We start from the raw sequence: 22,732 nt of genomic DNA, 5'->3' as shown, positions 1-22,732 counted from the left end.
ATGAGTGTTTACGAGTGGGCGAGGCAGGAGACGCGGCAGAGTCTGGACATGGCGCTGGAGGTGGGCTTCGATCCGGGCCTGAGTCTGCGCGCCTTGCTCAGCGCGGTGGTGCAACAGAGCAAGACGGTGCGCAACGCCGAAGACCTGGCCGACGAGTTGCGCTTTCTCGCGGAAAACCTCGACGACGATCAGGACTACGGCTTCATGCGGCCCTGATCGCGATCAGTGACGCGGGTCGAAATCGCCGGAGAACATTTCGTCTTCGGCATCCGGGGCGACCGGAATCTTGTGCTCTTCGGACGCCCAGGCGCCGAGGTCGATCAGCTTGCAGCGATCGGAGCAGAACGGGCGGAATTTGTTCTCGGGGGTAAATTCCACGGGGGCGCCGCAGGTTGGGCATTCGACGGTTGTAGGGCTCATGACTGGCCTCCGGATAAAGTCAGGTAAAAGTGATGCAGGCGCTCGACTTCGCTGTGCAACCAGGCGAGGTCGCGGTCGTTGACGACCACATCATCGGCACGGCTCACGCGGTCTTCACGGCTGGACTGGGCCTTGAGGATCGCCTGGACCTGCTGTTCGCTGGTCTGGTCACGCTGCAAGGTGCGTTCGATCTGCAGTTGTTGCGGGGCATCGATCACCAGAATTCTTTGAGTCATCGCGTACTGCCCGGATTCGATCAGCAACGGTGAAACCAGAATCGCGTAAGGCGATTTTGCCAGCGCCAGATGGTGCGCGATTTCCTCGGCGATCAACGGATGCAGCAGGGCTTCGAGCCAGCGGCGTTCTTCAGGCACTTCAAAGATCAATTTGCGCAGGGCCGCACGGTCCAGCGTGCCATCGGCTTGCAGGACACCGGAACCGAAGTGTTCAGCAATCTTCGCCAGTGCCGGACGCCCCGGCTCGACCACCCAGCGCGCCGCGTGGTCGGCGTCGACCACATGGATCCCGAGATCGATGAAGTGCTGGGCCGCGGCGCTTTTGCCGCTGCCGATGCCGCCGGTCAGGCCGAGAATCCAGGGTTTTTCCACAGGGGTATTCATTTCAAACCGACAAACTGCCAATAGAAGTCGGTTATTTGACCACCCCAAAGCAAGGCAATCCAGCCGGCAATTGCCAGATACGGGCCGAAGGGCATCGGCGTCGAGGTTTTCTGCTCACGCAGACGCAGTAGAACCACCCCGACAATCGCCCCCACCAGCGATGACAGCAGGATCGTCAGCGGCAGAATCTGCCAGCCGCCCCAGGCCCCGAGCAGCGCCAGCAGCTTGAAATCGCCGTGGCCGATGCCGTCCTTGCCGGTCAGCAGCTTGAACAGCCAGAACACTGACCACAGCGCCATGTAACCGGCCACCGCACCCCACAATGCCGCGTGCAGCGAGACGAACAACCCGAAACTGTTGACGATCAACCCCAGCCACAACAACGGCAACACCAGCACATCGGGCAGCAGTTGATGTTCGGTGTCGATCAGGCTCATCGCCAGCAGCCCCCAAGTGAGGACGATCAACAGACCAGCCGGCCAGCCGAACCCCAGATGCCAGGCGACGAATGCCGAGAGCAGGCCGCAGGCCAGTTCGGTCAGAGGATAACGTTTGCTGATGGGCGCGGCACACGCCGAACAGCGTCCGCGCAGCACCAGGTAACTGAGCAGCGGAATGTTTTCCCAAGCCCGAATCCGGTGGCCGCAGTGTGGGCACTGGGAGTGCGGCAGCATCAGGTTGTAGGTCGGCAGTGGCGTTTCGCTTGGCAGGCCGAGGACGTCCTGCGCCTGCTGGCGCCAATCGCGCTCGAGCATTTTCGGCAGGCGCCAGACCAGTACATTGAGAAAACTACCGACCACCAGACCCAGCAGCAGGGCGGTGCACACAAAGGCCAGCGGATACAGACTGAAGAGTTCGTCGATAGGCATGTCAGATCGCTGAGCCAAGCTGGAAGATCGGCAGGTACATGGCCACGACCAGCCCGCCGACGATGACCCCGAGCACCACCATGACGAACGGCTCCATCAGGCTGGTGAGGTTGTCGACCATGTTATCCACTTCCTCTTCATAAAAACCGGCGACCTTGTCGAGCATGTCATCCAGCGCGCCCGATTCCTCACCGATGGCGGTCATCTGCACCGCCATGTTCGGGAAGACTCCGGTGCTGCGCATCGAGAAATTCAGCTGCATGCCGGTGGCGACGTCCTGACGGATGCGCAGCACCGCGCGTTTGAACACCACGTTACCGGTGGCACCCGCCACCGAATCCAGTGCCTCCACCAGCGGTACGCCAGCGGCAAAGGTAGTCGACAGGGTGCGGGCGAATCGCGCCACCGCCGATTTGTACATCAGCGTGCCCACCAGCGGCAGCTTCAGCAGCCAGGTGTCTTTGCGGTCGCGCAAGGCCTGGGATTTCTTCAGCGCATGGCGGATGCCGAACACCGCCGCGATCAGCGCACCAAGCACCGCCCACCACCATTGCTGCATGAACTCCGAGATACTGATTACCATCAGGGTGAAGGCCGGCAATTCGGCGCCGAAGCCGGAAAATACCGATTGAAACTGCGGCACCACTTTTACCAGCAGAATCCCGGTGACGACCATTGCCACCAGCACCACGGCGCTGGGGTAGGTCAGGGCTTTCTTGATCTTGGCCTTGAGCGCTTCGCTTTTTTCCTTATAGGTCGCGACCCGCTCAAGCAACGTATCGAGGGCGCCGGATTGCTCGCCGGCATCCACCAGGTTGCAATACAGCTCATCGAAATACTGCGGTTTCTTGCGCAATGCGGCGGCGAAGCTGTTGCCGGCGGCCACTTCCTGCTTCACCTCGTCTACCAGTTTGCGCATCGCCGGGTTGTCGAAGCCTTCGCCAATGATGTCGAACGACTGCAACAGCGGTACGCCGGCCTTCATCATGGTTGCCATCTGCCGGGTGAACAGGGCGATGTCCTGGGCCTTGATGCGTTTGCCGAGGCTGAGCAGGGAGGTGGATTTCTTGCGTACCTTGCCCGGATTGATTCCTTGCTTGCGCAGTTGGGCCTTGATCAGCGCGGGGTTCTGCCCGCTCAACTCGCCCGTGACTTTGCTGCCTTTGCGATCCGTGCCTTCCCAGGCGTAGATGCTGATTTTCGCTGCCTTGACCGCCATGTTCAGTCCTTGGTGACCCGGTTGATTTCTTCCAGGCTGGTGATGCCTTGCATGGCCTTGTGCAGGCCGGAGGTGCGCAGGTCGTCGAAGCCGTCGCGACGCATCTGGCTGTCGATTTCCAGCGAATTGCCTTCGGCCATGATCAGCCGTTGCAGATCAGGAGTGTTTTTCACCACTTCGTAAATCCCCACGCGTCCCTTGTAGCCGCCGTTGCAGAGGTCGCAACCGACCGGCTCATAGATCGTGAAACTGCCGATCTGTTCCGGCGGGAAACCTTCCTTGATCAGTGTTTCGCGGGGGATCTCGATCGGTTTCTTGCAGTGGCTGCACAGCTTGCGCGCCAGGCGCTGGGCGATGATCAGGCTGACCGAGGTGGCGATGTTGAACCCGGGAATGCCCATGTTGTGCAGACGGGTCAGGGTTTCGGCGGCGCTGTTGGTGTGCAGCGTGGACAGCACCAGGTGGCCGGTCTGCGCAGCCTTGATCGCGATTTCGGCGGTTTCCAGGTCGCGGATTTCCCCGACCATGATCACGTCCGGATCCTGCCGCAGAAACGAACGCAGGGCCTGAGCAAAATCCAGCCCCTGTTTCGGATTGACGTTGACCTGGTTGATGCCTTCCATGTTGATTTCCACCGGGTCTTCGGCGGTGGAAATGTTGATGTCGACGGTGTTGAGAATATTCAGGCCGGTGTACAGCGATACGGTTTTCCCCGAACCCGTAGGCCCGGTAACCAGAATCATCCCTTGGGGCTGCTTGAGCGCGGCCATGTACAGGTCTTTCTGTGCCGGTTCGTAGCCCAATGCATCGATGCCGATCTGCGCGCTGGACGGATCGAGGATCCGGATCACCACTTTTTCGCCCCACAGGGTCGGCAGGGTGTTGACCCGGAAGTCGATGGACTTGGTCTTCGACAGGCGCATCTTGATCCGCCCGTCCTGGGGTTTGCGGCGTTCCGAGATGTCCAGGCTGGCCATGACTTTCAGGCGTGCGGCGATTCGCCCGGCCAACTGGATCGGCGGTTTGGCCACCTCGCGCAGCATGCCATCGGTGCGCACCCGCACCCGGAAGGTCTTTTCGTAAGGTTCGAAGTGCAGATCAGAGGAGCCACTCTTGATCGCGTCGAGCAGCATCTTGTGCACGAAACGCACGACCGGCGCGTCATCGGCGTCGAGTCCGCCAATGGCGTCCTGGCGGCTGTCGTCGACGGACTCGACATCCACGCCGTCGAGATCGACGTCGGCCATTTCTTCGAGGCCGCTGGCGTGGGTGTCGAAGAATTTCTCGATGGCCTCGGTGAGCTTGTCGTCCTCCACCAGAATGGCTTCGGTGCTCAGCCCGGTGCTGAACTGAATGTCATTGATCGCCTGATGATTGCTCGGGTCGGAAATGCCCACGAACAGCTTGTTGCCACGGCGCCACAAGGGCAGGGCGTGATGCTGGCGCACCAGTTTTTCACTGACCAGGCCTTTGGGCTGGGTTTCCTTGTCCAGGCAATTGAGGTCCATGAAGGCCATACCGAAATGCTCGGAAGCGATCTCGGCCACCTGTGAGCTCTTCACCAGTTTGTTCTGCACCAGGTAGCTGACCAGCGACAGCCGATTGCGCTGCGCCTGTTGCCAGGCCTGCTGGGCGCTTTTTTCCGTAAGCAGTTCGGCCTGCACCAATTGCTTGGCCAGACCGCTCAGAGCGATGTCATTCATGGGGATTCCGGATGCTGACAGTTCATGACTTATAGCCTAGTCAAGTGACAGCGCCAAACACGCCCGGTACAGGTGACAAAAAGTGTCAGATAGTGCGGTTACAGGTTGTAGGAAAGCGCGACACGGCACCTTTATGCCGAACGTGCGGGGTCTGCAAGCGGTTGGCACGGCCTATGCTGAGCCCTTTGCAGATCATGAGATTCCGACTCATGCATGGAGAGCCTGTCTATGAACAACCAAAAAGGTTTCACTCTGATCGAGCTGCTGATCGTGGTGGCGATCATCGGGATTCTGGCGACCATCGCCTTGCCGCAATACTCAAAATACCAGGCGCGTTCGAAAGTGACGGCAGGTCTGGCCGAAATCAGTGCGCTGAAGGTGCCGTTCGAGGACACCATTAATCAAGGTACTGACCCTACGCTGACACTGGTGGCGGGGGGCGCTTCAGCCACTACCTCCAACTGCACGCTGGCGGCGTCGGGAACTGCCTCGACCGGTGCCGGCTCGATTACTTGCACATTGGTGAACGCACCGGGTCCGGTATTGGGCAAAACCATCACACTCAGCCGTTCGGGTGCCGCAACAGGCAACACCTCTGGTGTGTGGACCTGCGCCACAACAGTCAATGCTGACTATTCGCCAAAAGGCTGCACCGCCAGCGGCACTTGATGCGATGGTCTGAAGGAAAATGCCCTGCTTTGCGGGGCATTTTTTTGTGTTTTGGCACTGGAAAAAGCTTCAAGAATTTCAGCGTGTTAGGAACTTTCCGAAAAGCCGCAACTTGCATGTCGATAATGCACTTGTCATGCAAATTGCATGATTTTGAAAATTTGCTGAATTCGTAACTATTTGATTTGCAACGATTTATTGCGTTTCGAAAAGTTGGCACAGCCTTCGCAATATACCCAGTAACCCTGCTGACAAGACAACCAGCAGACTTTCCAGAAAAACAGGAGTTACTCGTATGAAGAAGTTCGCTATCACTGCCGCTGCTGCTACCGCGCTGACCCTGACCATGGCTTCCGGTGCTTTCGCACAATCCACCCAGGCTACTCAGGCTCCAATGACTCTGGCTGCTGGTGAAATGACCAAGGCTAAAGAAGCTACTTCCGATACCTGGATCACTACCAAAGTCAAAAGCGACCTGGTAACCGAAAAAGGCATTCCTGGTACCGATATCAAAGTCGAAACCAACAAGGGTGTGGTTTCCCTGTCTTCTGACGTCGCTGTCACCGAAGCTCAGAAAACCACCGCTGTGAACATCACCAAGAAAATCAAAGGCGTCAAAGCGGTCTCCGCTGACGGCCTGAAAGCCGAGTAAGGCATGACTTCTCGCCTGGACCGGGAGAAGACGCGACAGACGGGCCGAGCAATACGTCTGCCGCAACTTTAGAGTTCATGCGAACGGTCACACGGATGTGACCATTACAGGCCCCGGCACTTGTGTCGGGGCCTGTTCTATTTTCAGGTGATAAAAAACGAAATGTGGGAGCGGGCTTGCTCGCGAATGCGGTGTGTCAGCAGGGCATATTCATCAACTGACCCACCGCATTCGCGAGCAAGCCCGCTCCCACAGGGATATAGGTTGTGGTTCAGTTACCGCGCTTGCTGTTGATCTGCCGCAGACGATTGCCTTCAAAGCGCAGGTATTGATACATGCCGTTGCTCGGGCCGTAGGTCCATTCCTCGACCTGAAATTCTTCGCGGCGATTGACGCTGCGCTTGTAGCCGAGGACATCGCGGCTCACGGGTTCGCCACACTTCTGCAGTACTTCGCTGGCGCGGTCGCCGAGACTGACCAGTTGGCTGCCGCAGCGCAGCGTGTCGGAGGCCAGCGCAGGGCTGGCGACGAGCAGCAGCGTCAGCGCAACCCGCCATTTGTGGTTCATCATTCGGCGTCCAGGTGCATTTGCGTCACGACCCGACCATCGCTCTCGGCTTCGCCGAGATTGGCATCAATGAAGTACACCCGATCATCGGCCAGTTGACCTTTGTCGACCAGATAGTCCTTGATGCTGCTGGCGCGTTCCTGACCCAGCTGCCGCAGCAGTACATCGCTGGAACTCCAGAACTTGATCACACCATCACGCATTTTCGCCGTGCGTTCTTCTTTGCCCAGATCCTTCCATTCGGCCGGTGGCTGGGTTTTCAGACGTGTGCGGTAGATGCCTTCGAGCAGCGGGCCTTTCTCGTTCTCCGGCACTTGCAACAGGGAAGCCTGGGCCGGCACCTTGTCACCACGGCGCTGGAGCATCTTGTAGTAGTTGTACTGGTATTCGCGCTCCAGACGCTGCTCGGCAATCAACGGGCCGTCGCTGCTCTGTGCGGCAGTGCCTTCGATTTCCAGACGCAGGGCTGGACGTTCCTTAAGGGCTTGGGACAGTTTATCCAGCGCTGCTTCGGCATCCTTGCTCAAATCGCTTGAGCCCGCAGCAAAGGACACGGTACCGAGGTCTTCGGAGCCGCCACCGTTGATCAGCCCGCCAATCATCTTGAACGGTGCGGCGGCGGCCTTGACGATCAGGTTGCGCAGGGTCTGCCAGACAATCGGCATCACGCTGAACTGCGGGTTGTTGAGGTCGCCGGTCACCGGCAGTTCGATGGAAATCTTGCCATCGACGTCCTTGAGCAGGGCAATCGCCAGTTTCAGCGGCAGGCTCACGGCATCCGGGCTGTCGACTTTTTCACCGAGTTGCAGTTGCTCGACCACCACTTTGTTTTCAGCCTTCAACTGGCCCTTGGTGATCAGGTAATGCAGGTCGAGGTTGAGCCGGCCCTTGCGGATGCGGTAACCGGCGAACTTGCCGGAATACGGGGTCAGGGTAGTCAGCTCGACGCGTTTGAAACTGGTGGCGATGTCGAGGCTGGCCATCGGGTCGAATGGATTGACCGCGCCTTTGATGGTCACCGGGGCATAGCGGTCGACCTTGCCCTTGATGTCGACGCTGGCCGGTTTCGCCTGACGACTGTCGATGGTGCCGATCTGGCCGTTGAGCTGTTGGACCGCCGTAGCGAAATTCGGCGTCAGGCTGAAGTCGGCGAAGTTGGCCGAGCCGTCGTTGATCGCAATCGCGCCGATGTGAATGCCCAGTGGTTTGTCTTTACTGGCCGGTTTCGCCGCTGCGGTTTTCGCACCATTGTCGGCGGGCTGCGGGATCAGCAGGTCGTCGATGTTGGTGGTGCGGTCATCGTTGATCATGAAACGCACATAGGGCTGGAACAGGTTGACCTTGTCGATCGACAGGCTGTCACCGTGTTGATAGTTGATGCCTTCAACCACCACTTGCTGCCACTTGAGGAAGTCGCGGGTTTTCAGGGTGTCGAGGGTGTGCAGTTGATCGATCTGCGCGCGCCCGGTCACGCCGAGTGCCAGGGGGGCGGTGCTCTTGAGGTTGACCTTGAGGTCGCTGCCGAGCATGCCGCTGCGCAGCTCAAGGCGAATGAACGGATTGATGTAGGACTGTGCAACCCGCAGGTCGATGTCCTGGGTTTTCACATTGAGCTGGGCGGTGACCGGCGCGAGGTTGACCACGCCATCGGCGTTGATCTTGCCTTGTTTGCCCAAGCCGCTGTCGAGCCTGACCTTGAAGGGCGAACCGTTGAGGCTGTCGAAATCCTGCAGATCAATGTTCAGCGGCGTCACATCCAGCGCCACCGGCGGGTTGGCCGAACGGTCGGCGAGATGCACGGTGTAGTTGCGTAGCTGGACGTCTTTGAGCAGCACTTGCCAGGGCTTGCTCGGCGCGGCCGGCGCTTTCGGCGAGTCGGCGGCGGCCGGAGTGGTCTTGGGTTCGGCGGCGGCCTTGGCGGCAGGTTTCGATGGCTGGCTGGCGAACAGTTTCTGCCAGTCGAGTTGGCCGTCGGCTTCGAGCGCGGCCCAGGTTTCCAGTTTGTTGCTGCGGATCTTGCCGACCACCACTTGCTGTTTGGCCAGGTCCAGCGAGGTTTCGCTGACGTCGAGGCGTTCAAGTTTTGCCAGCGGGCGGCCGTCCGGCGCCTTGATCGCGAACGGCGCAATGTTCACCGCGACGTTGTTCAACAGCAGTTCGGTTTCTTTCGACAGATTCAGTTTGTACTCGGTGCTGAGATTCAGCACGCCGTCTTCGAGTACCAGCGGCAGCGCGTCACGCACGTAAGGCCAGAAGGATTTCATCTTGCCGTCGGTGACTTTCAAGGTGCCTTCGGAGGTGAACGGGATCAGGCTGAAGTTGCCTTTCCAGTCGATCTGCCCACCGGCCGGGCCGGCGGCGACCAGGGTCATATCGGCGTTATCGTCGGGGAGGGTGCTGAGGTTTTTCAGCTCGAAGTCGAGTTTGTCGTAGATGAACTCGATCGGTTCACTCGGCCGCGCGTCCTGGAAATGTACGTTGCCACCGGCCAGCTGGATGCGATCGATGCGCAGCGGGAACGGCTTGGCATTCGGATCGGCCGGGGTCGGTTCGCTGGCGGGAATTTTGAACAGGCCCAGCAGATTGAGCTGGCCGTCCTTGGCGAAGAGGATTTCGGTCTTGGGCTTGTCCAGCTCGATATCGGCCAAGTGCAGCGCTTTGGTCCACAGGCTGTCGAGTTGCAGGTTGGCGTACAGCCGCTCGAAGCCGACTTGCTCCTTGCCCGGCTCACCGACGACCAGCCCCCACAGGGTGACTTCAAGGCTGAACGGATTGAGTTCGATGCGCTGGATATGCGCCGGCACCGTGGCGTAGTTCGCCAGTTGCTGGTTGGCGATGCGCAGGGCGATGCCCGGCAAAATCAGAAACCCCAGCAGGCTGTAGAGGGCCAGAGCAGTCAACAAGGCGCCAATCGCGCGAATCAATCCTTTGGGCATGTGCGGCGTCATCTCTGAATCGGAGTGCCTTGGAGTATGGCACGCGATTCTGGTTCCGAAGTACCTCGTGGGGTGCAGGATTGTTCAGATTGTTCTGCAGCAACACAAAACCCTGTGGGAGCGAGCCTGCTCGCGAAGGCGTTCTATCAGTCACCCTATCTGGTGGCTGATACACCGCTTTCGCGAGCAGGCTCGCTCCCACAGTGGGCAGCTGTCAGCCGCAGAGGAGGGTTACAACTGCAGGATCAGGGTTTTCAGCGGTGGCTGTTGGTCCAGCGACGGGAAATCCGCGCCCGGAGTCATCACGCTCCATTCGCGCACCGGTCGCCCGGCTTTCTCGGCGCAACGCAGAACCTGTTCGCGCCAGTCGTCCATGCTGACTTTTGCCAGGTTGTTGCAGCAGATCAGCACGCCGTTGTCAGCGGTGGTCAGCAGCGCCGGCTTGAGCAGGCTCTGATAGTCGCGCAGCAGGTCGACGGTGCCGAAGGCGCTCTTGGCCCAAGCGGGCGGGTCGAGCAGCACCAGATCGTATTGGCGCTGGTCGAGGCGCTGATAGCTCGGCAGCTTCTGCCCGCGTCGCTGGCTGATCGGCAGGCCGGCGAGCTGACGGATCGCCGGGAAATAATCGGACTGGATAAATTGCATCTCGGGCAATTGCGGGTTGAGCAGACCGTTTTCCCGGCCGACCGCCAGATTGCCCTCGGCGAAATCCAGATTGCACACCTCGCGCGCACCACCGGCAGCGGCACTCAGGCCGACGCCACAGGTGTAGGCAAAGAGGTTGAGCACACTTTTACCCTTGGCGTGATCCTTGACCCAGCCGCGAGTGTTGCGCAGGTCGAGGAACAGCAGCGGATCCTGCCCGGCATGCCGCCCGCGCACGCGATAGTTCAGGCCCCATTCGTGGCCGACCAGATCCGCCAGCGCGGCGTCGTCGGCCTTGTAGACGCTGTCTTCGCGATCGATGCGCGAGTTGCCGCGGGAGCGGTCGTTGTAGACCAGCAGAGTTTCAAAGCCCAGGGTCTGATTGACCATGGTGTGCAGTTGCAGCAGGTCGTCACGCTCCAGGGTCTGGTGAAAACTCTGCACCAGCAATTGCGGGCCGTAGCGGTCAACGGTCAGGCCACCGGCGCCTTCCTGGCTGCCGTGGAACAGCCGATAGCAATCGGTGCCCTGGCTGTGCAGCTCAGCGAGCAGGTTCTGGCGTTTATCGAGGGCGGCGCGCAGCGCCTGATTCAAGGAAGACATGCGTGCGCCTTGCTGGTGAGAATGGGGGCGCGAGAGTTTAGCAGTTTGGCGGGCAACCGAGTTAAGCCCTTCGCGAGCAAGCCCGCTCCCACAAGGGGGCTGATTTACACCATGGATTCCCTGTGGGAGCGGGCTTGCTCGCGAAGCTTTTCAGGTCAGCACTCCCATCCGCCGCTTGGCCCGCTGCACCGAACCGTTGCGCATCGCCCAGCGCAGCATCGGCGCGCTGCGCTTGACGCTGGCGCGGATCAACTGGCGTTGCAGCGGATTCTGCCGTATGCCGAACATGGCGCTGGCCCACTCCGGCAACAGGTCGATGCCGGCCTTCATCATCAGGTCACCAAACGGCCGCGCGAGAACGCTCGGAGCCGGGGCGTCGAGCAGCAGGCGCAGAACTTCGCGGCTGCGTTCATCACAGAGCAATTGCGGGCGCATGCGTTGCAGATAGTCGGCCACGGCCTGCCGCGATTTCGGCACGTCCCGCGCACCCAGGCGCTCGGCGACCACGGCGATTTCCGCGTAGTAACGATCCTGATCCGCCGCCGACAAATGCGGGTTGCGGTAACGCAGATGCGCGGCAAGAAAGTGACTGACCTCGGCCACATGCACCCAGGTCAGCAGGTCCGGATCGCTGGCGGCATACGGCCGGCCATCCGGTGCGGTACCGACCACTTGCAGGTGAATGGTGCGCACTTTGTCGATCAGCCATTCGGCGTCGCGGCGCGAGCCGAAGGTGGTGCCGGAGACAAACTGACTGGTGCGGCGCAAACGTCCGAGCATGTCCTGACGAAAATTCGAATGGTCCCAGACCCCGGCCAGCGCCAGCGGATGCAGGGCTTGCAGCAACAACGCGCTGATGCCGCCGATCAGCATGCTGCTGAAATCGCCATGCACTTGCCAACTGACCGAGTTCGGCCCGAACAGCCCGGGATCGCCCTTGGGGTTTTCCAGGTCGAGCTGACCGAGGGACAGCCCGGTCAGGCTCATGAGTTGGTTTTCGATGCGGCTGCGGATGAATTCCATGACAACTCATTGGTGGTGGACGGGCGCGGCCGGTTGACCGCGCCGGGGACGTTACTGATTCAGGCGTTTGTCGATCAACCCTTGTACTACGCTCGGGTCGGCCAGGGTCGAGGTGTCGCCGAGGCTGTCGAGTTCGTTGCAGGCGATTTTGCGCAGGATCCGCCGCATGATCTTGCCTGAACGGGTTTTCGGCAAGGCCGGCGCCCACTGGATCAGGTCCGGTTTGGCGAAGCTGCCGATTTCCTTGCTGACGTGGGCCAGCAGTTCTTTCTTCAGCTCATCGCTCGGCTCGACGCCGTTCATGGGGGTGACGAAGGCGTAGATGCCCTGGCCTTTGACATCGTGCGGGTAACCGACCACGGCGGCCTCGGCGATGCTGTCGTGCAGCACCAGCGCGCTTTCCACTTCGGCGGTGCCGATGCGGTGGCCGGAGACGTTGATCACGTCGTCGATGCGCCCGGTAATCCAGTAATCGCCGTCCTCGTCGCGGCGTGCGCCGTCACCGGTGAAGTAATAGCCGGGGTAGGGTTTGAAATAGGTGTCGACCATTCTTTGCGGATCGCCGTAGACGCTGCGGATCTGCGCCGGCCAACTGGATTTGATCGCCAGCACGCCGCTGCCGGCGCCTTTGATTTCCTTGCCGTGCTCGTCGAGCAGCACCGGTTGCACGCCGAACATCGGCTGCGTGGCGCAACCCGGCTTGATTCGTTGCGCACTGACCAGCGGGCTGAGCATGATGCCGCCGGTTTCGGTCTGCCACCAGGTATCGACAATTGGGCAGCGCTGCTCGCCGACCACGTTGAAATACCATTCCCACGCTTCCGGGTTGATTGGCTCACCGACACTGCCGAGCAATCTGAGGCTTTGGCGCGACGTTTCCTGCAGCGGCCCGGCACCTTCGCGCATCAGCGCACGCAGGGCGGTCGGTGCGGTGTAGAAGATGTTCACTTTGTGTTTGTCGATCACCTGCCAAAAGCGCGAAGTGCTCGGATAACTTGGCACGCCTTCGAAGATCAGCGTGGTCGCGCCGTTGGCCAGCGGGCCGTAGACGATGTAGCTGTGGCCGGTCACCCAGCCGACGTCGGCGGTGCACCAGAACACTTCGCCATCGCGGTAATCGAGCACGTATTTGAAGGTCATCGCCGCCTGCAGCAGGTAGCCGCCGGTGGTGTGCAGCACGCCTTTGGGTTTGCCGGTGCTGCCGGAGGTGTAGAGGATGAACAGCGGATCCTCGGCGTCCATCGGCTCAGGCGGGCAATCATCGCTGACGTCGCGCACGGCCTGGTGATACCAGAGGTCACGGCCTTCGACCCAATCGACTTTGCCTTGGCTGCGCTCGACTACAACGACGGTGCTGACGTCCGGGCAGTTTTGCAGGGCCTTGTCGACGTTGTGCTTGAGTGGCACGAACTTGCCGCCGCGTACGCCTTCATCGGCGGTGATCACCGTGCGGCAGTCGGCGTCGAGAATGCGGTCACGCAATGAGTCCGGGGAGAAACCGCCAAACACCACCGAGTGAATCGCGCCGATTCGCGCGCAGGCGAGCATGGCGTAGGCCGCCTCGGGGATCATCGGCATGTAGATGCACACCCGATCACCTTTTTTCACCCCACGGCTTTTCAGCACATTGGCCAGGCGGCAGACGTGATGGTGAAGTTTTTTGTAGGTGATCTGCGCTGATTCGGCAGGGTCGTCGCCTTCCCAGAGGATCGCGGTCTGCTCGCCGCGCTGGGCGAGGTGGCGGTCGATGCAGTTGTAACTGACGTTCAGTTGGCCGCCGGCAAACCAGGACGCTTCACCGGTTTTCAGGTCGTAACGCTGAACGGTCTGCCACGGTGTGCTCCAGTCGAGGAAGCGGGTGGCCTGTTCGGCCCAGAAGGCGCTGGGGTGTTCAATCGATTCGCGGTACAGACGCTTGTAGTCGTCCTGACTCAACTGCGCAGCCCGGCGGACGGCATCGGCTTTGGGGAACGTGCTGATATCGAACATGACGGTTCCTTATTCTTGTTGTGCGACAGGAATAAAGATGCGCCGAGCGGCCCGGAGGTTCAAGTCATCCCTAAAACAACTGTGGGAGCGAGCCTGCTCGCGAATGCGGTGTATCAGTCACAAAGATGCTGAATGACACACCGCATTCGCGAGCAGGCTCGCTCCCACATTGGAAATGGGTTGCCCACAGGAATTGTGGGCAACCCATTCACATCACCCGCGGTGACGACCGCGGAAGTAGTTGATCAGGCCCTGGGTAGAAGCATCGTCAGCAACGGTTTCATCGCTGCCGACCAGACGGTTGTAAACGCCTTTGCCCAGTTCCTTGCCCAGTTCCACGCCCCACTGGTCGAAGGCGTTGATGCCCCAGACCACGCTCTGCACGAACACTTTGTGCTCATACATGGCGACCAGCGCGCCGAGACGCCGTGGGCTGATGCGCTCGACCACAATGGTGTTGCTCGGACGGTTGCCCGGGATCACCTTGTGCGGTGCGAGTTTGTGCACCTGCTCTTCGCTCATGCCTTTTTCGCGCAGTTCGGCTTCGGCTTCCGGCAGGGTCTTGCCGAGCATCAGCGCCTGGCTCTGCGACAGGCAGTTGGCGTACAGCCACTGATGGTGGTCGGAGACCGGGTTGAAGCTGACGATCGGCACGATGAAATCGGCCGGGATCAGCTGGGTGCCCTGGTGCAGCAACTGGTGATACGCGTGTTGACCGTTGCAGCCGACGCCACCCCAGATCACCGGGCCGGTATCGGTCGACACCGAGGTGCCGTCCTGACGCACGCTCTTGCCGTTGGATTCCATGTCCAGCTGTTGCAAGTGCTTGGTGATGTTACGCAGGTAGTGGTCGTACGGCAGGATCGCGTGGCTTTGCGCGCCCCAGAAGTTGCCGTACCAGACGCCGAGCAGGGCCAGCAGCACCGGCATGTTCTGTTCGAACGGTGCGCTCTGGAAATGCTGGTCCATGGTGTAGGCACCGGACAGCAGTTCCTTGAAGTTGGACATGCCGATGGCCAAAGCAATCGGCAGACCGATGGCCGACCACAGCGAGTAACGACCGCCTACCCAGTCCCACATCGGGAAGATGTTTTCTTCACGGATGCCGAACGCAACGGCCGCAGCGTTGTTGCTCGATACCGCGATGAAGTGGCGATACAGCTCGGCTTCCGAACCACCCTGAGCCAGATACCAGGCGCGGGCGGCCTGAGCGTTCTTCAGGGTTTCGAGGGTGTTGAAGGATTTCGACGAAACAATGAACAGTGTGGTTTCGGCGCGCAACTTTTGCGTCAGTTCGTGGAACTCACTGCCGTCGATGTTCGCCAGGTAATGGCAACGCACGCCTTTCTGCGCGTAGGACAACAGCGCTTCGGAGACCAGCTCCGGGCCGAGGAACGAACCACCGATGCCGATGTTGACCACGTCAGTGATCGGCTTCTCGGTGTAACCACGCCACAGACCGTCGTGGATGCGGCCGACCAGATCCGTGATCTGGTTCAGCACCTTGTGCACTTCCGGCATCACGTTGACGCCGTTGACCGACAGCTTGTCGCCGACCGGACGGCGCAGGGCTGTGTGCAGCGCCGGGCGGCCTTCGGAGGCGTTGACGATTTCGCCGTCGAACAGCGCTTTGATCGCGCCTTTCAGATCGACTTCATTGGCCAGACCCACCAGCAGGTTGCGGGTTTCGGCGTTGATCAGGTTCTTCGAATAATCGAGAAACAGTCCGCAGCTGCTGAGCGTGAATTGATTGAAGCGCTGCGGATCGGCGTTGAAGGCTTCGCGCATGCTGAAATCCTGCATGGCTTGGCGGTGATCTTTCAACGCTTGCCAGGCAGGCAGAGCGGTAACGTCATGAGGAGTGCGGTAGTACGCCATCGCTGCGGTTTTCCTTTTTACTTGAACGGCCTTTTGAACACAGAACAGACCGATACGCCATGTTTGGGCGAGGGTCAAATGCGTCGACACGATTTTTCAACGCAGGGCGAATACAGTAAACCTCGCGCTGCGATCTGTCTTGACTTCTTCTGACCTGTTCCCTGTACTTTTTTAACATCAATACCGGGAGCGGGCCGACCAACGGAAGGGGAGTGGCGCGTCGAAGCGGCTCAGGCCACCTGAACCGGAATGGCGTTGCTGGTGTGGCTGAGCTCATTGCCTGGCGCCATGTACAGCATGCGCGGCTTGAAATTCAGCAGTTCCGCTTCGCTGTAATGGGCGTAGGCGCAAATGATCACGCGGTCGCCGACCTTGGCTTTGTGCGCGGCTGCGCCGTTCACCGAAATCATCCGCGAACCTTCTTCGCCACGAATCGCGTAGGTGGTGAAACGCTCGCCATTGTCGACGTTATAAATCTGGATCTGCTCGTACTCACGGATGCCGGACAAGTCCAGCCATTCGCCATCAATGGCGCAGGAACCTTCGTAATCGAGTACCGCGTGAGTGACTTCGGCGCGGTGCAGTTTGGCCTTGAGCATGATGGCGTGCATGAGGGATTTCCCGGGTTGGAAGCAAACGGCGGGCAGTGTGCCCGAAGGCTTTGGGGGCGGCAATATGGTCTGTGTGGACACCAGAAACCAATGTGGGAGCGAGCCTGCTCGCGAAAGCGTCGGAACAGTCGACATCGTTGTCAGCTGACAGATCGCATTCGCGAGCAAGCTCGCTCCCACAGGGGATATTGCGGTGTTGGTTAAGTCGGGCTATCGAGGTTCAGGTGCAGGTTGTCGATCAACCGCGTGGTGCCGAGGAACGCCGCCACCAGAATCACCAGATCGCGGTCTTCTGCCGTCGCCGGACGCAAGGTCAGGGCGTGGCGGATTTCCAGGTAATCCGGACGCAGGCCGGCGGCTTCCAGCTGTTGTACCTGAGCGGCGATCAGCGCCGGGTAGTCGCGCTCACCTTGCTTGATCGACTCGGCAATCGCGCTCAGGGTGCGATAGACCACCGGCGCCACCGCGCGCTGATCTTCGTTGAGGAAGCCGTTGCGCGATGACAGCGCCAGGCCGTCAGCCGCGCGCACGGTCGGTTCGCCGATGATCTGGATTGGCATGTTCAGGTCATGCACCAGCGCGCGGATCACCGCCAGTTGCTGGAAGTCCTTCTGGCCGAAGATCGCCAGATCCGGCTGGACCATGTTGAACAGCTTGCTGACCACCGTCGCCACACCTTCGAAGTGCCCCGGACGGCTGGCGCCGCACAGGCCTTCGGACAGTTGCGGAACGCTGACCCGGGTCTGCCCGGCCATGCCGTCGGGGTACATCTCTTCGACGGTCGGGGCGAACAGCAAGTGGCAGCCGGCTTGCAGCAGCTTTTCCTGATCCGCCGCCAGGGTGCGCGGGTACTTGTCGAGGTCTTCGCCGGCGCCGAACTGCAGCGGGTTGACGAAAATGCTCGCGACCACGAAATCCACGCGCTGAGTGGCTTTGGTGATCAGCGCGATATGGCCGCTGTGCAGGTTGCCCATGGTCGGCACGAAGCCGATGCGCTTGCCTTCACTGCGGGCGCGCGCCACGGCGGCGCGAAGTTCGCGTACGGTTTTAACGGTGTTCATGCAGAGAATCCGTGTTCGATCCCAGGGAAAGTAACGCCTTTGACTTCGTTGACGTAGGCCTTCAGGGCGGACTGGATGCTGTCCTGACCCTGCATGAAGTTCTTGACAAATTTCGGTACGCGGCCAGTGATCGACAGGCCGAGCATGTCGTGCAGCACCAGTACCTGGCCGTCGGTATCGCTACCGGCGCCGATGCCGATGACCGGAATCTTCACCGCCTGGCTGATTTCCGCAGCCAGCTCGCTCGGCACGCATTCGAGCAGCAGCATCGAAGCACCGGCCTGTTCCAGCGAGATCGCGTCGGCACGCATCTGCCGCGCCTGGTTCTCGTTGCGGCCCTGCACTTTATAGCCACCAAGAATGTTCACCGCTTGTGGAGTCAGGCCCATGTGCGCGCAGACCGGCACACCGCGCTCGGCCAGCAGGCGGATCGACTCCGCCAGCCACAGCGCACCCTCGACCTTGACCATGTGCGCACCGGCCTGCATCAGCATGGCGCTGTTGGTCATGGTTTGTTCGAGGGTGGCGTTGGCCATGAACGGCAGGTCAGCCAGGATCAGGGCGTCGGTGTTGCCGCGTTTGACGCAGGCGGTGTGGTAGGCCATTTCTGCGGTGGTCACCGGCAAGGTGCTGTCGTGCCCTTGCAGAACCATGCCGAGGGAGTCGCCCACCAGCAGCACTTCGACACCGGCCTCGTTGCAGGCGTGGGCGAAGGTCGCGTCATAGCAGGTCAGCATGGTGATCTTTTCACCTTTCTGCTTGAGGCTCTGGAGCGTGGTCAGGGTGATGGCTGGCATGTAAAAAATCCTCGTTCAGGCGCTCTGGAAACTACTGCGAGTAACGCGCGTGATTCTTCGTCTACTCAGGCGCACGCTCTTTTGTCGTGCTTATAAGGCCTGGATTGCGCCCGTATGTGCCGGGTTGGCGGCAGCGGGACGCCTATAGTCGTGAGGAGCCAAGCGGAAGTCAATTGCGTGTGTTACCGCATTGTTACGAGGGGAGTGTTACCGGCGTTACTGATGCGATTCAGCGGCGCGGCGGGGCTGATTGGCGGGTTTTTTGTCCGACAAAATCCAGCGTATGCAATAAACCAATGTGGGAGCGAGCCTGCTCGCGAAGGCGACGGATCAGTCAACGCAGTGTTGAATGACACACCGCTTTCGCGAGCAGGCTCGCTCCCACAGGGGATTGTAATCAATCTGTCGGGAGGCGTTCGAGGCCGACGAACGGGCAGGCGGCGAGCAGATCGGACAGCGCGCGGCCATCGGCCAGGCGCAGGTCTGCGGGAGCCAGTTCGGCCAGCGGATACAGAACGAACGCCCGTTCCTGAATCTGATAATGCGGGACTTTCAGGCGTGGCTCATCGATCAGGCGATCGCCGAACAACAGGATGTCCAGATCAAGCGTGCGCGGGCCCCAGCGTTCGAGGCGTTCGCGGCCCTGGTCGTTCTCGATGGCTTGCAGCGCATCGAGCAAATCGAGCGGCGCGAGATCACTGTCGAGGGCGGCGACCGCGTTGGTGTAACGCGGTTGCCCTGGCAGCAGTGAATCGCTCTGATAGAACGCCGAAACACCAGCAAGGGAAGTCTGCGGCAATTGCCCCAGCGCGCTGAGCGCGCTGCGCAATTGTTCGGCCGGGTCAGCGAGGTTGCTGCCCAGGCCGATATAGATGCGTTCCATGCCTTATTCGCCCGATGCGCTCGGTGCCCCGGCGCGCTTGCGCTTGGAGCCGCTGCTGCGGCGACGTTTGCGCGGCGCGCCGCTGGCGTCATCACCCTTGCCGCTGAGTTCGCGAATCATCTCGCGACGCTCGCTGTCGTTGGCGTCCTGATAATCCGTCCACCATTCGCCCAGGCCATCGGTCTGCTCGCCAGCGCTTTCACGTAACAGCAGGAAATCGTAACCGGCGCGGAAACGTGGATTGTCCAGCAGCAGGTCGGCGCGCTTGCCGCTGCGGCGTGGCAAGCGTTCCTGCATGTCCCAGATTTCGCGGATCGGCATGGTGAAGCGCTTTGGAATGGCGATGCGCTGGCACTGTTCGGCGATCAGCTCGTGCGCACCTTCCTGCATCGCCGGAATCGGCGGCATGCCACGCTCTTGCAGACGCAACACGCGGGCCGGCAGGGCAGGCCAGAGCAGGGCGGCAAACAGGAATGCCGGGGTTACCGGTTTGTTCTGCTTGATGCGCAGGTCGGTGTTGGTCAGCGCTTCGCTGATCAACGTATGGGTGTATTCCGGGTTGTATTCCAGGGCGTCGGCACTGGCCGGGAACAGTGGGGCAAACAGTTGCAGATCGACCAGCATCTCGAAGGTGATCGCGCCGTGGCCGGAAAGGAACAGCTTGAGCACTTCCTCAAACAGGCGAGCCGACGGGATCTCGCGCAGCATCGGCGCCAGTTCGCGGATCGGTTGCACAGTGTGTTTTTCGATGCCGAAATTCAGCTTGGCGGCGAAACGAACGGCACGCAGCATGCGCACCGGGTCCTCCTGGTAACGCTGCTTCGGATCGCCGATCAGGCGGATCAGGTGATTGCGGATGTCGTGTACGCCGTTGGCGTAATCGAGAATGCGCTCGCTGACCGGATCGTAATACAAGGCGTTGATGGTGAAGTCGCGGCGTTGCGCGTCTTCTTCCAGGGTGCCGTAGACGTTGTCGCGCAGAATCCGCCCGCTCTCGTTGCGCGAAGACTGGTTGCTGTCCTCGTCGTCTTCATTGACCGGGTGATTGGCGCGGAAGGTCGCGACTTCGATGATTTCGCGACCGAAATGAATGTGCACCAGTTTGAATCGGCGACCGATGATCCGCGCATTGCGGAATTCGGCACGGACTTGCTCGGGGGTGGCGCTGGTGGCGACGTCGAAGTCCTTGGGCGTGATGCCCAACAGCATGTCACGCACGCAACCACCGACCAGATAGGCCTGGTAGCCGGCGCCCTGCAAGCGTTCGACGATATTGACCGCATAGCGGCTGAATTGCCCCTTCTGCAGCGAATGTTGGCCGCTGTTGAGCACTTCAGGGGTGCTGCGGATGTGTTGCGTACGACGCACGGGAGTTCGGAATGACTGGAACAGCTTCTTCAGCATGGGATGCACTGTTTGAAGGAATGTTCGGCCATACCAAAGAATGACCGCATGATGGGCGCAGATTCTAGCATTTAGTCGGGGGATGGTGTAGGACGCAGCGGATTTGCGCTGTAAGTCGCAGGCTAAAGGCTTTGGGGGCGGGTTTTTGCGGGGGGGGAAGAAACTACAAGGGGAGCCGAAGCTCCCCCAGAAGTAGTTGCGTGCTCTTTTTATTATTGATTCGGGCTTCTTGTTTTTGTTGAGTGCCCTCGCCATGAAGCTTTTCCTTCATGACCCTCCCAATCGGGAGCCAAGAGCAAACGGATTGCTTTGGTCGCTGTGTTGCAGTGATCTTGCGATCCAACCAGTACAGGCTCTGTCTTAGGACAGTTTTTGTTGTTCTCGGCCTGGTCGTGGGGCTAGCCCCAAATACAACGCCTCTCCAAAAGAATCAGTTAGCTGCGCCTCTCGCCGTCTTGTTTTTATTGTGCGTGAGTCGATTCGTCTTATTTTTATTGTCTTGTGCATTGCTTGTTATTGTTCTTGTACCAAACATATAGCAGGTGCCGTGCCAACTTTTGCGAAGCCCAATAAAACAAGGGGTTAGGTCGATATAACGGTTTTCTCGGGGCGAAAAAAAGCCGGGGTTTCGTTACCGATAACCCCGGCTTCTGTTACGTGAAAGGACTGAGGTAACAGTTTTTTCACATCTTCAAGCGTTACGCGCACACTCGACAGGTAACGTTCAGCTCTCGCTGGCGACCCCGGTCTTGCGCCGTGGAATGCCCAGGCGCTGACGGCGTTCCCACAGGCACTTGCGGCTGACGCCCAGTTTGCGCGCCAGCTCGGTCTCGGTCATGTGGTCCTGATGCTCAAGAACGAAGTGCTGGAAGTAATCTTCCAGCGACAGGTCTTCCGTCGGCTCATGGCTGCTGTTGCTGGTGTTACCTGCGGTTTGCGCAGGCAAGCCGATGAACTCGTCGTCTTCCAGATCGCTCAACTCGATGTCGATGCCCAGCAGGTCGGCAGAGATTTCCGGGCTTTCGCTCAGGATCACTGCGCGCTCGACTGCGTTTTCCAGCTCGCGCACGTTACCCGGCCAGGAATAGTGCCGGATGGCCTGTTCGGCATCGGCGGCAAATTTCAGGTCGGTACGGTTGATGCGCGCACTCTGGCGAGCGAGGAACGCGGTGGCGATTTCGTTGACGTCGGCGCCACGTTCACGCAGGGGCGGCAATTTCAGGGCAATCACGTGCAGGCGGTAATACAGATCTTCACGGAACTGGCCGATTTTCGCCAGGCTCTTGAGGTCACGGTGGGTCGCGGCGATCAAACGCACATCGACCTTTTGCGACTGCACCGACCCCACGCGGCGAATCTCGCCTTCCTGCAGCACGCGCAGCAGACGGGCCTGGGCTTCGAGCGGCAGTTCGCCGATCTCGTCGAGGAACAGCGTGCCGCCGTCCGCCGCTTCCACCAGACCGGCGCGACCGGCGCTGGCGCCAGTGAACGCGCCTTTTTCGTGGCCGAACAGTTCGGACTCGATCAGGCTTTCCGGAATGGCAGCGCAGTTCACCGAAATCATCGGTGCCTTGGCACGCTTGGACAGGTTATGCAGGGCGCGGGCCACCAGCTCTTTACCGGTGCCGGACTCGCCCTGGATCAGGACATTGGAATCGGTCGGCGCAACTTTGCGGATCTTGCTGTACAGATCCTGCATCGGCGGGCACGAACCGATAATGCCGATCTCGCCGTTGCTGTTGTCGACAGACGACTTGCCGCTGCCATTGGCTGCTTTGCCGGCAGGCACTTCGCTGGCGGCAGGCGTCGACTGGTGATCACGCAGGATCCGCGCGACCGCCTGAAGCATTTCATCGTGATCGAAAGGCTTGGCGATGTAGTCCACCGCGCCCATCTTCATCGAGTCGACCGCCGAGCGCAGGCTGGCGTAGCTGGTCATGATCAGCACCGGCTTGCCCTGGCCAAGCTTGATCAGCTCTGTGCCGGGGGCGCCAGGCAGGCGCAGGTCGCTGACGATCAGATCGAATGTGGGAATACTGAAGCGTTCTTGTGCTTCCTGCACTGAACCGGCTTCGCTGACCTGGTACTGGTTACGTTCCAGCAGGCGGCGCAAGGCGGAGCGGATAATGGTTTCGTCTTCGACGATCAAAATGTGCGGCATTGATTCGATACTCTCGACGGT

Annotated in this window: 20 protein-coding genes; 3 read left to right on the top strand and 17 right to left on the bottom strand. The window is 60.2% G+C overall.

Going from position 1 to position 22,732, the window contains the following annotated elements:
• A complete protein-coding gene (locus QRN61_RS26055) occupies window positions 1-216 on the top strand; it encodes a hypothetical protein (protein WP_003228298.1) in 216 nt (71 codons plus the stop codon).
• A gap of 6 nt (window positions 217-222) precedes the next feature.
• On the opposite strand, the gene yacG is transcribed toward QRN61_RS26055, so the two are convergent.
• The 5 genes from yacG to pilB are packed head-to-tail and all read right to left on the bottom strand — an operon-like array spanning window position 223 to window position 4,831.
• Complete coding sequence (gene yacG, locus QRN61_RS26050; protein WP_003228296.1) at window positions 223-420, bottom strand: DNA gyrase inhibitor YacG; 198 nt, start codon at window positions 418-420, stop codon at window positions 223-225.
• A complete protein-coding gene (gene coaE, locus QRN61_RS26045) occupies window positions 417-1,040 on the bottom strand; it encodes a dephospho-CoA kinase (RefSeq protein WP_096795220.1) in 624 nt (207 codons plus the stop codon). The genes yacG and coaE overlap by 4 nt, the downstream gene beginning before the upstream one ends.
• Window positions 1,037-1,909 carry a prepilin peptidase gene (locus QRN61_RS26040; protein WP_096795219.1) on the bottom strand — a complete coding sequence of 291 codons (873 nt, stop codon included), beginning with the start codon at window positions 1,907-1,909 and terminating at the stop codon, window positions 1,037-1,039. The genes coaE and QRN61_RS26040 overlap by 4 nt, the downstream gene beginning before the upstream one ends.
• A gap of 1 nt (window position 1,910) precedes the next feature.
• A complete protein-coding gene (locus tag QRN61_RS26035) occupies window positions 1,911-3,128 on the bottom strand; it encodes a type II secretion system F family protein (protein ID WP_096795218.1) in 1,218 nt (405 codons plus the stop codon).
• A gap of 2 nt (window positions 3,129-3,130) precedes the next feature.
• The gene (gene pilB, locus QRN61_RS26030) at window positions 3,131-4,831 is read right to left on the bottom strand and encodes a type IV-A pilus assembly ATPase PilB (RefSeq protein WP_285376154.1); all 1,701 of its coding nucleotides are present in this window, start codon (window positions 4,829-4,831) and stop codon (window positions 3,131-3,133) included.
• 228 nt (window positions 4,832-5,059) lie between these two features.
• Here pilB and QRN61_RS26025 point away from each other — a divergent pair, with 228 nt between their 5' ends.
• Window positions 5,060-5,500: a pilin gene (locus QRN61_RS26025; RefSeq protein WP_027614108.1), complete on the top strand. Its 441-nt coding sequence runs from the start codon at window positions 5,060-5,062 to the stop codon at window positions 5,498-5,500.
• Between the two features lie 295 nt (window positions 5,501-5,795).
• On the top strand, window positions 5,796-6,152 hold the full coding sequence (locus tag QRN61_RS26020) for a BON domain-containing protein (RefSeq protein ID WP_007963876.1): 357 nt from the start codon (window positions 5,796-5,798) through the stop codon (window positions 6,150-6,152).
• Between the two features lie 271 nt (window positions 6,153-6,423).
• On the opposite strand, the gene QRN61_RS26015 is transcribed toward QRN61_RS26020, so the two are convergent.
• The 12 genes from QRN61_RS26015 to QRN61_RS25960 all read right to left on the bottom strand — a co-directional run bounded on the left by QRN61_RS26015 (window position 6,424) and on the right by QRN61_RS25960 (window position 22,711).
• Complete coding sequence (locus tag QRN61_RS26015; protein ID WP_285376250.1) at window positions 6,424-6,720, bottom strand: DUF2845 domain-containing protein; 297 nt, start codon at window positions 6,718-6,720, stop codon at window positions 6,424-6,426.
• Window positions 6,720-9,668: a DUF748 domain-containing protein gene (locus tag QRN61_RS26010; protein WP_285376152.1), complete on the bottom strand. Its 2,949-nt coding sequence runs from the start codon at window positions 9,666-9,668 to the stop codon at window positions 6,720-6,722. Before QRN61_RS26010 ends, QRN61_RS26015 begins: the two co-directional genes overlap by 1 nt.
• A 219-nt stretch (window positions 9,669-9,887) precedes the next feature.
• Window positions 9,888-10,904 (bottom strand): class I SAM-dependent rRNA methyltransferase, encoded by a 1,017-nt coding sequence (locus QRN61_RS26005; protein ID WP_285376151.1) that lies wholly within the window; start codon window positions 10,902-10,904, stop codon window positions 9,888-9,890.
• A 150-nt stretch (window positions 10,905-11,054) separates the two neighbouring features.
• Window positions 11,055-11,927, bottom strand: coding sequence for an oxygenase MpaB family protein (locus tag QRN61_RS26000; RefSeq protein ID WP_247269212.1), 873 nt, complete (start codon window positions 11,925-11,927; stop codon window positions 11,055-11,057).
• A 51-nt stretch (window positions 11,928-11,978) separates the two neighbouring features.
• A complete protein-coding gene (acs, locus tag QRN61_RS25995; RefSeq protein WP_285376147.1) occupies window positions 11,979-13,916 on the bottom strand; it encodes an acetate--CoA ligase in 1,938 nt (645 codons plus the stop codon).
• Between the two features lie 213 nt (window positions 13,917-14,129).
• Window positions 14,130-15,794, bottom strand: a complete 1,665-nt coding sequence (pgi, locus tag QRN61_RS25990) for a glucose-6-phosphate isomerase (RefSeq protein WP_027614102.1) — start codon at window positions 15,792-15,794, stop codon at window positions 14,130-14,132.
• Window positions 15,795-16,024: 230 nt separating this feature from the next.
• On the bottom strand, window positions 16,025-16,405 hold the full coding sequence (panD, locus tag QRN61_RS25985) for an aspartate 1-decarboxylase (protein ID WP_003228271.1): 381 nt from the start codon (window positions 16,403-16,405) through the stop codon (window positions 16,025-16,027).
• A gap of 200 nt (window positions 16,406-16,605) precedes the next feature.
• Window positions 16,606-17,466: a pantoate--beta-alanine ligase gene (gene panC / locus QRN61_RS25980; protein ID WP_027614101.1), complete on the bottom strand. Its 861-nt coding sequence runs from the start codon at window positions 17,464-17,466 to the stop codon at window positions 16,606-16,608.
• A complete protein-coding gene (gene panB, locus QRN61_RS25975; protein WP_027614100.1) occupies window positions 17,463-18,263 on the bottom strand; it encodes a 3-methyl-2-oxobutanoate hydroxymethyltransferase in 801 nt (266 codons plus the stop codon). Before panB ends, panC begins: the two co-directional genes overlap by 4 nt.
• 397 nt (window positions 18,264-18,660) lie before the next feature.
• Window positions 18,661-19,146, bottom strand: a complete 486-nt coding sequence (gene folK, locus QRN61_RS25970; protein ID WP_285376141.1) for a 2-amino-4-hydroxy-6-hydroxymethyldihydropteridine diphosphokinase — start codon at window positions 19,144-19,146, stop codon at window positions 18,661-18,663.
• A gap of 3 nt (window positions 19,147-19,149) precedes the next feature.
• A complete protein-coding gene (locus QRN61_RS25965) occupies window positions 19,150-20,550 on the bottom strand; it encodes a polynucleotide adenylyltransferase PcnB (protein ID WP_285376139.1) in 1,401 nt (466 codons plus the stop codon).
• A 724-nt stretch (window positions 20,551-21,274) separates the two neighbouring features.
• A complete protein-coding gene (locus tag QRN61_RS25960; protein ID WP_285376137.1) occupies window positions 21,275-22,711 on the bottom strand; it encodes a sigma-54-dependent transcriptional regulator in 1,437 nt (478 codons plus the stop codon).
• Window positions 22,712-22,732 lie beyond the last annotated feature (21 nt).

The sequence above is a fragment of the Pseudomonas sp. lyk4-TYG-107 genome, assembly GCF_030209055.1.
In the GTDB taxonomy this organism is placed as follows: Bacteria; Pseudomonadota; Gammaproteobacteria; order Pseudomonadales; family Pseudomonadaceae; genus Aquipseudomonas; species Aquipseudomonas putida_A.
This window is presented reverse-complemented; position numbering and strand designations above follow the sequence as displayed.

Excerpts from the sequence above, each read along its gene's own strand:
- panC (WP_027614101.1), bottom strand. The coding sequence starts at position 17,466 with ATGAACACCGTTAAAACCGTACGCGAACTTCGCGCCGCCGTGGCGCGC.
- QRN61_RS26010 (WP_285376152.1), bottom strand. The coding sequence starts at position 9,668 with ATGACGCCGCACATGCCCAAAGGATTGATTCGCGCGATTGGCGCCTTG.
- pgi (WP_027614102.1), bottom strand. The coding sequence starts at position 15,794 with ATGGCGTACTACCGCACTCCTCATGACGTTACCGCTCTGCCTGCCTGG.
- QRN61_RS26035 (WP_096795218.1), bottom strand. The coding sequence starts at position 3,128 with ATGGCGGTCAAGGCAGCGAAAATCAGCATCTACGCCTGGGAAGGCACG.
- coaE (WP_096795220.1), bottom strand. The coding sequence starts at position 1,040 with ATGAATACCCCTGTGGAAAAACCCTGGATTCTCGGCCTGACCGGCGGC.
- QRN61_RS26025 (WP_027614108.1), top strand. The coding sequence starts at position 5,060 with ATGAACAACCAAAAAGGTTTCACTCTGATCGAGCTGCTGATCGTGGTG.
- QRN61_RS26040 (WP_096795219.1), bottom strand. The coding sequence starts at position 1,909 with ATGCCTATCGACGAACTCTTCAGTCTGTATCCGCTGGCCTTTGTGTGC.
- panD (WP_003228271.1), bottom strand. The coding sequence starts at position 16,405 with ATGCACGCCATCATGCTCAAGGCCAAACTGCACCGCGCCGAAGTCACT.
- pilB (WP_285376154.1), bottom strand. The coding sequence starts at position 4,831 with ATGAATGACATCGCTCTGAGCGGTCTGGCCAAGCAATTGGTGCAGGCC.
- QRN61_RS26005 (WP_285376151.1), bottom strand. The coding sequence starts at position 10,904 with ATGTCTTCCTTGAATCAGGCGCTGCGCGCCGCCCTCGATAAACGCCAG.
- panB (WP_027614100.1), bottom strand. The coding sequence starts at position 18,263 with ATGCCAGCCATCACCCTGACCACGCTCCAGAGCCTCAAGCAGAAAGGT.
- QRN61_RS26055 (WP_003228298.1), top strand. The coding sequence starts at position 1 with ATGAGTGTTTACGAGTGGGCGAGGCAGGAGACGCGGCAGAGTCTGGAC.
- QRN61_RS26000 (WP_247269212.1), bottom strand. The coding sequence starts at position 11,927 with ATGGAATTCATCCGCAGCCGCATCGAAAACCAACTCATGAGCCTGACC.
- QRN61_RS26015 (WP_285376250.1), bottom strand. The coding sequence starts at position 6,720 with ATGAACCACAAATGGCGGGTTGCGCTGACGCTGCTGCTCGTCGCCAGC.
- QRN61_RS26020 (WP_007963876.1), top strand. The coding sequence starts at position 5,796 with ATGAAGAAGTTCGCTATCACTGCCGCTGCTGCTACCGCGCTGACCCTG.
- folK (WP_285376141.1), bottom strand. The coding sequence starts at position 19,146 with ATGGAACGCATCTATATCGGCCTGGGCAGCAACCTCGCTGACCCGGCC.
- QRN61_RS25965 (WP_285376139.1), bottom strand. The coding sequence starts at position 20,550 with ATGCTGAAGAAGCTGTTCCAGTCATTCCGAACTCCCGTGCGTCGTACG.
- yacG (WP_003228296.1), bottom strand. The coding sequence starts at position 420 with ATGAGCCCTACAACCGTCGAATGCCCAACCTGCGGCGCCCCCGTGGAA.
- acs (WP_285376147.1), bottom strand. The coding sequence starts at position 13,916 with ATGTTCGATATCAGCACGTTCCCCAAAGCCGATGCCGTCCGCCGGGCT.
- QRN61_RS25960 (WP_285376137.1), bottom strand. The coding sequence starts at position 22,711 with ATGCCGCACATTTTGATCGTCGAAGACGAAACCATTATCCGCTCCGCC.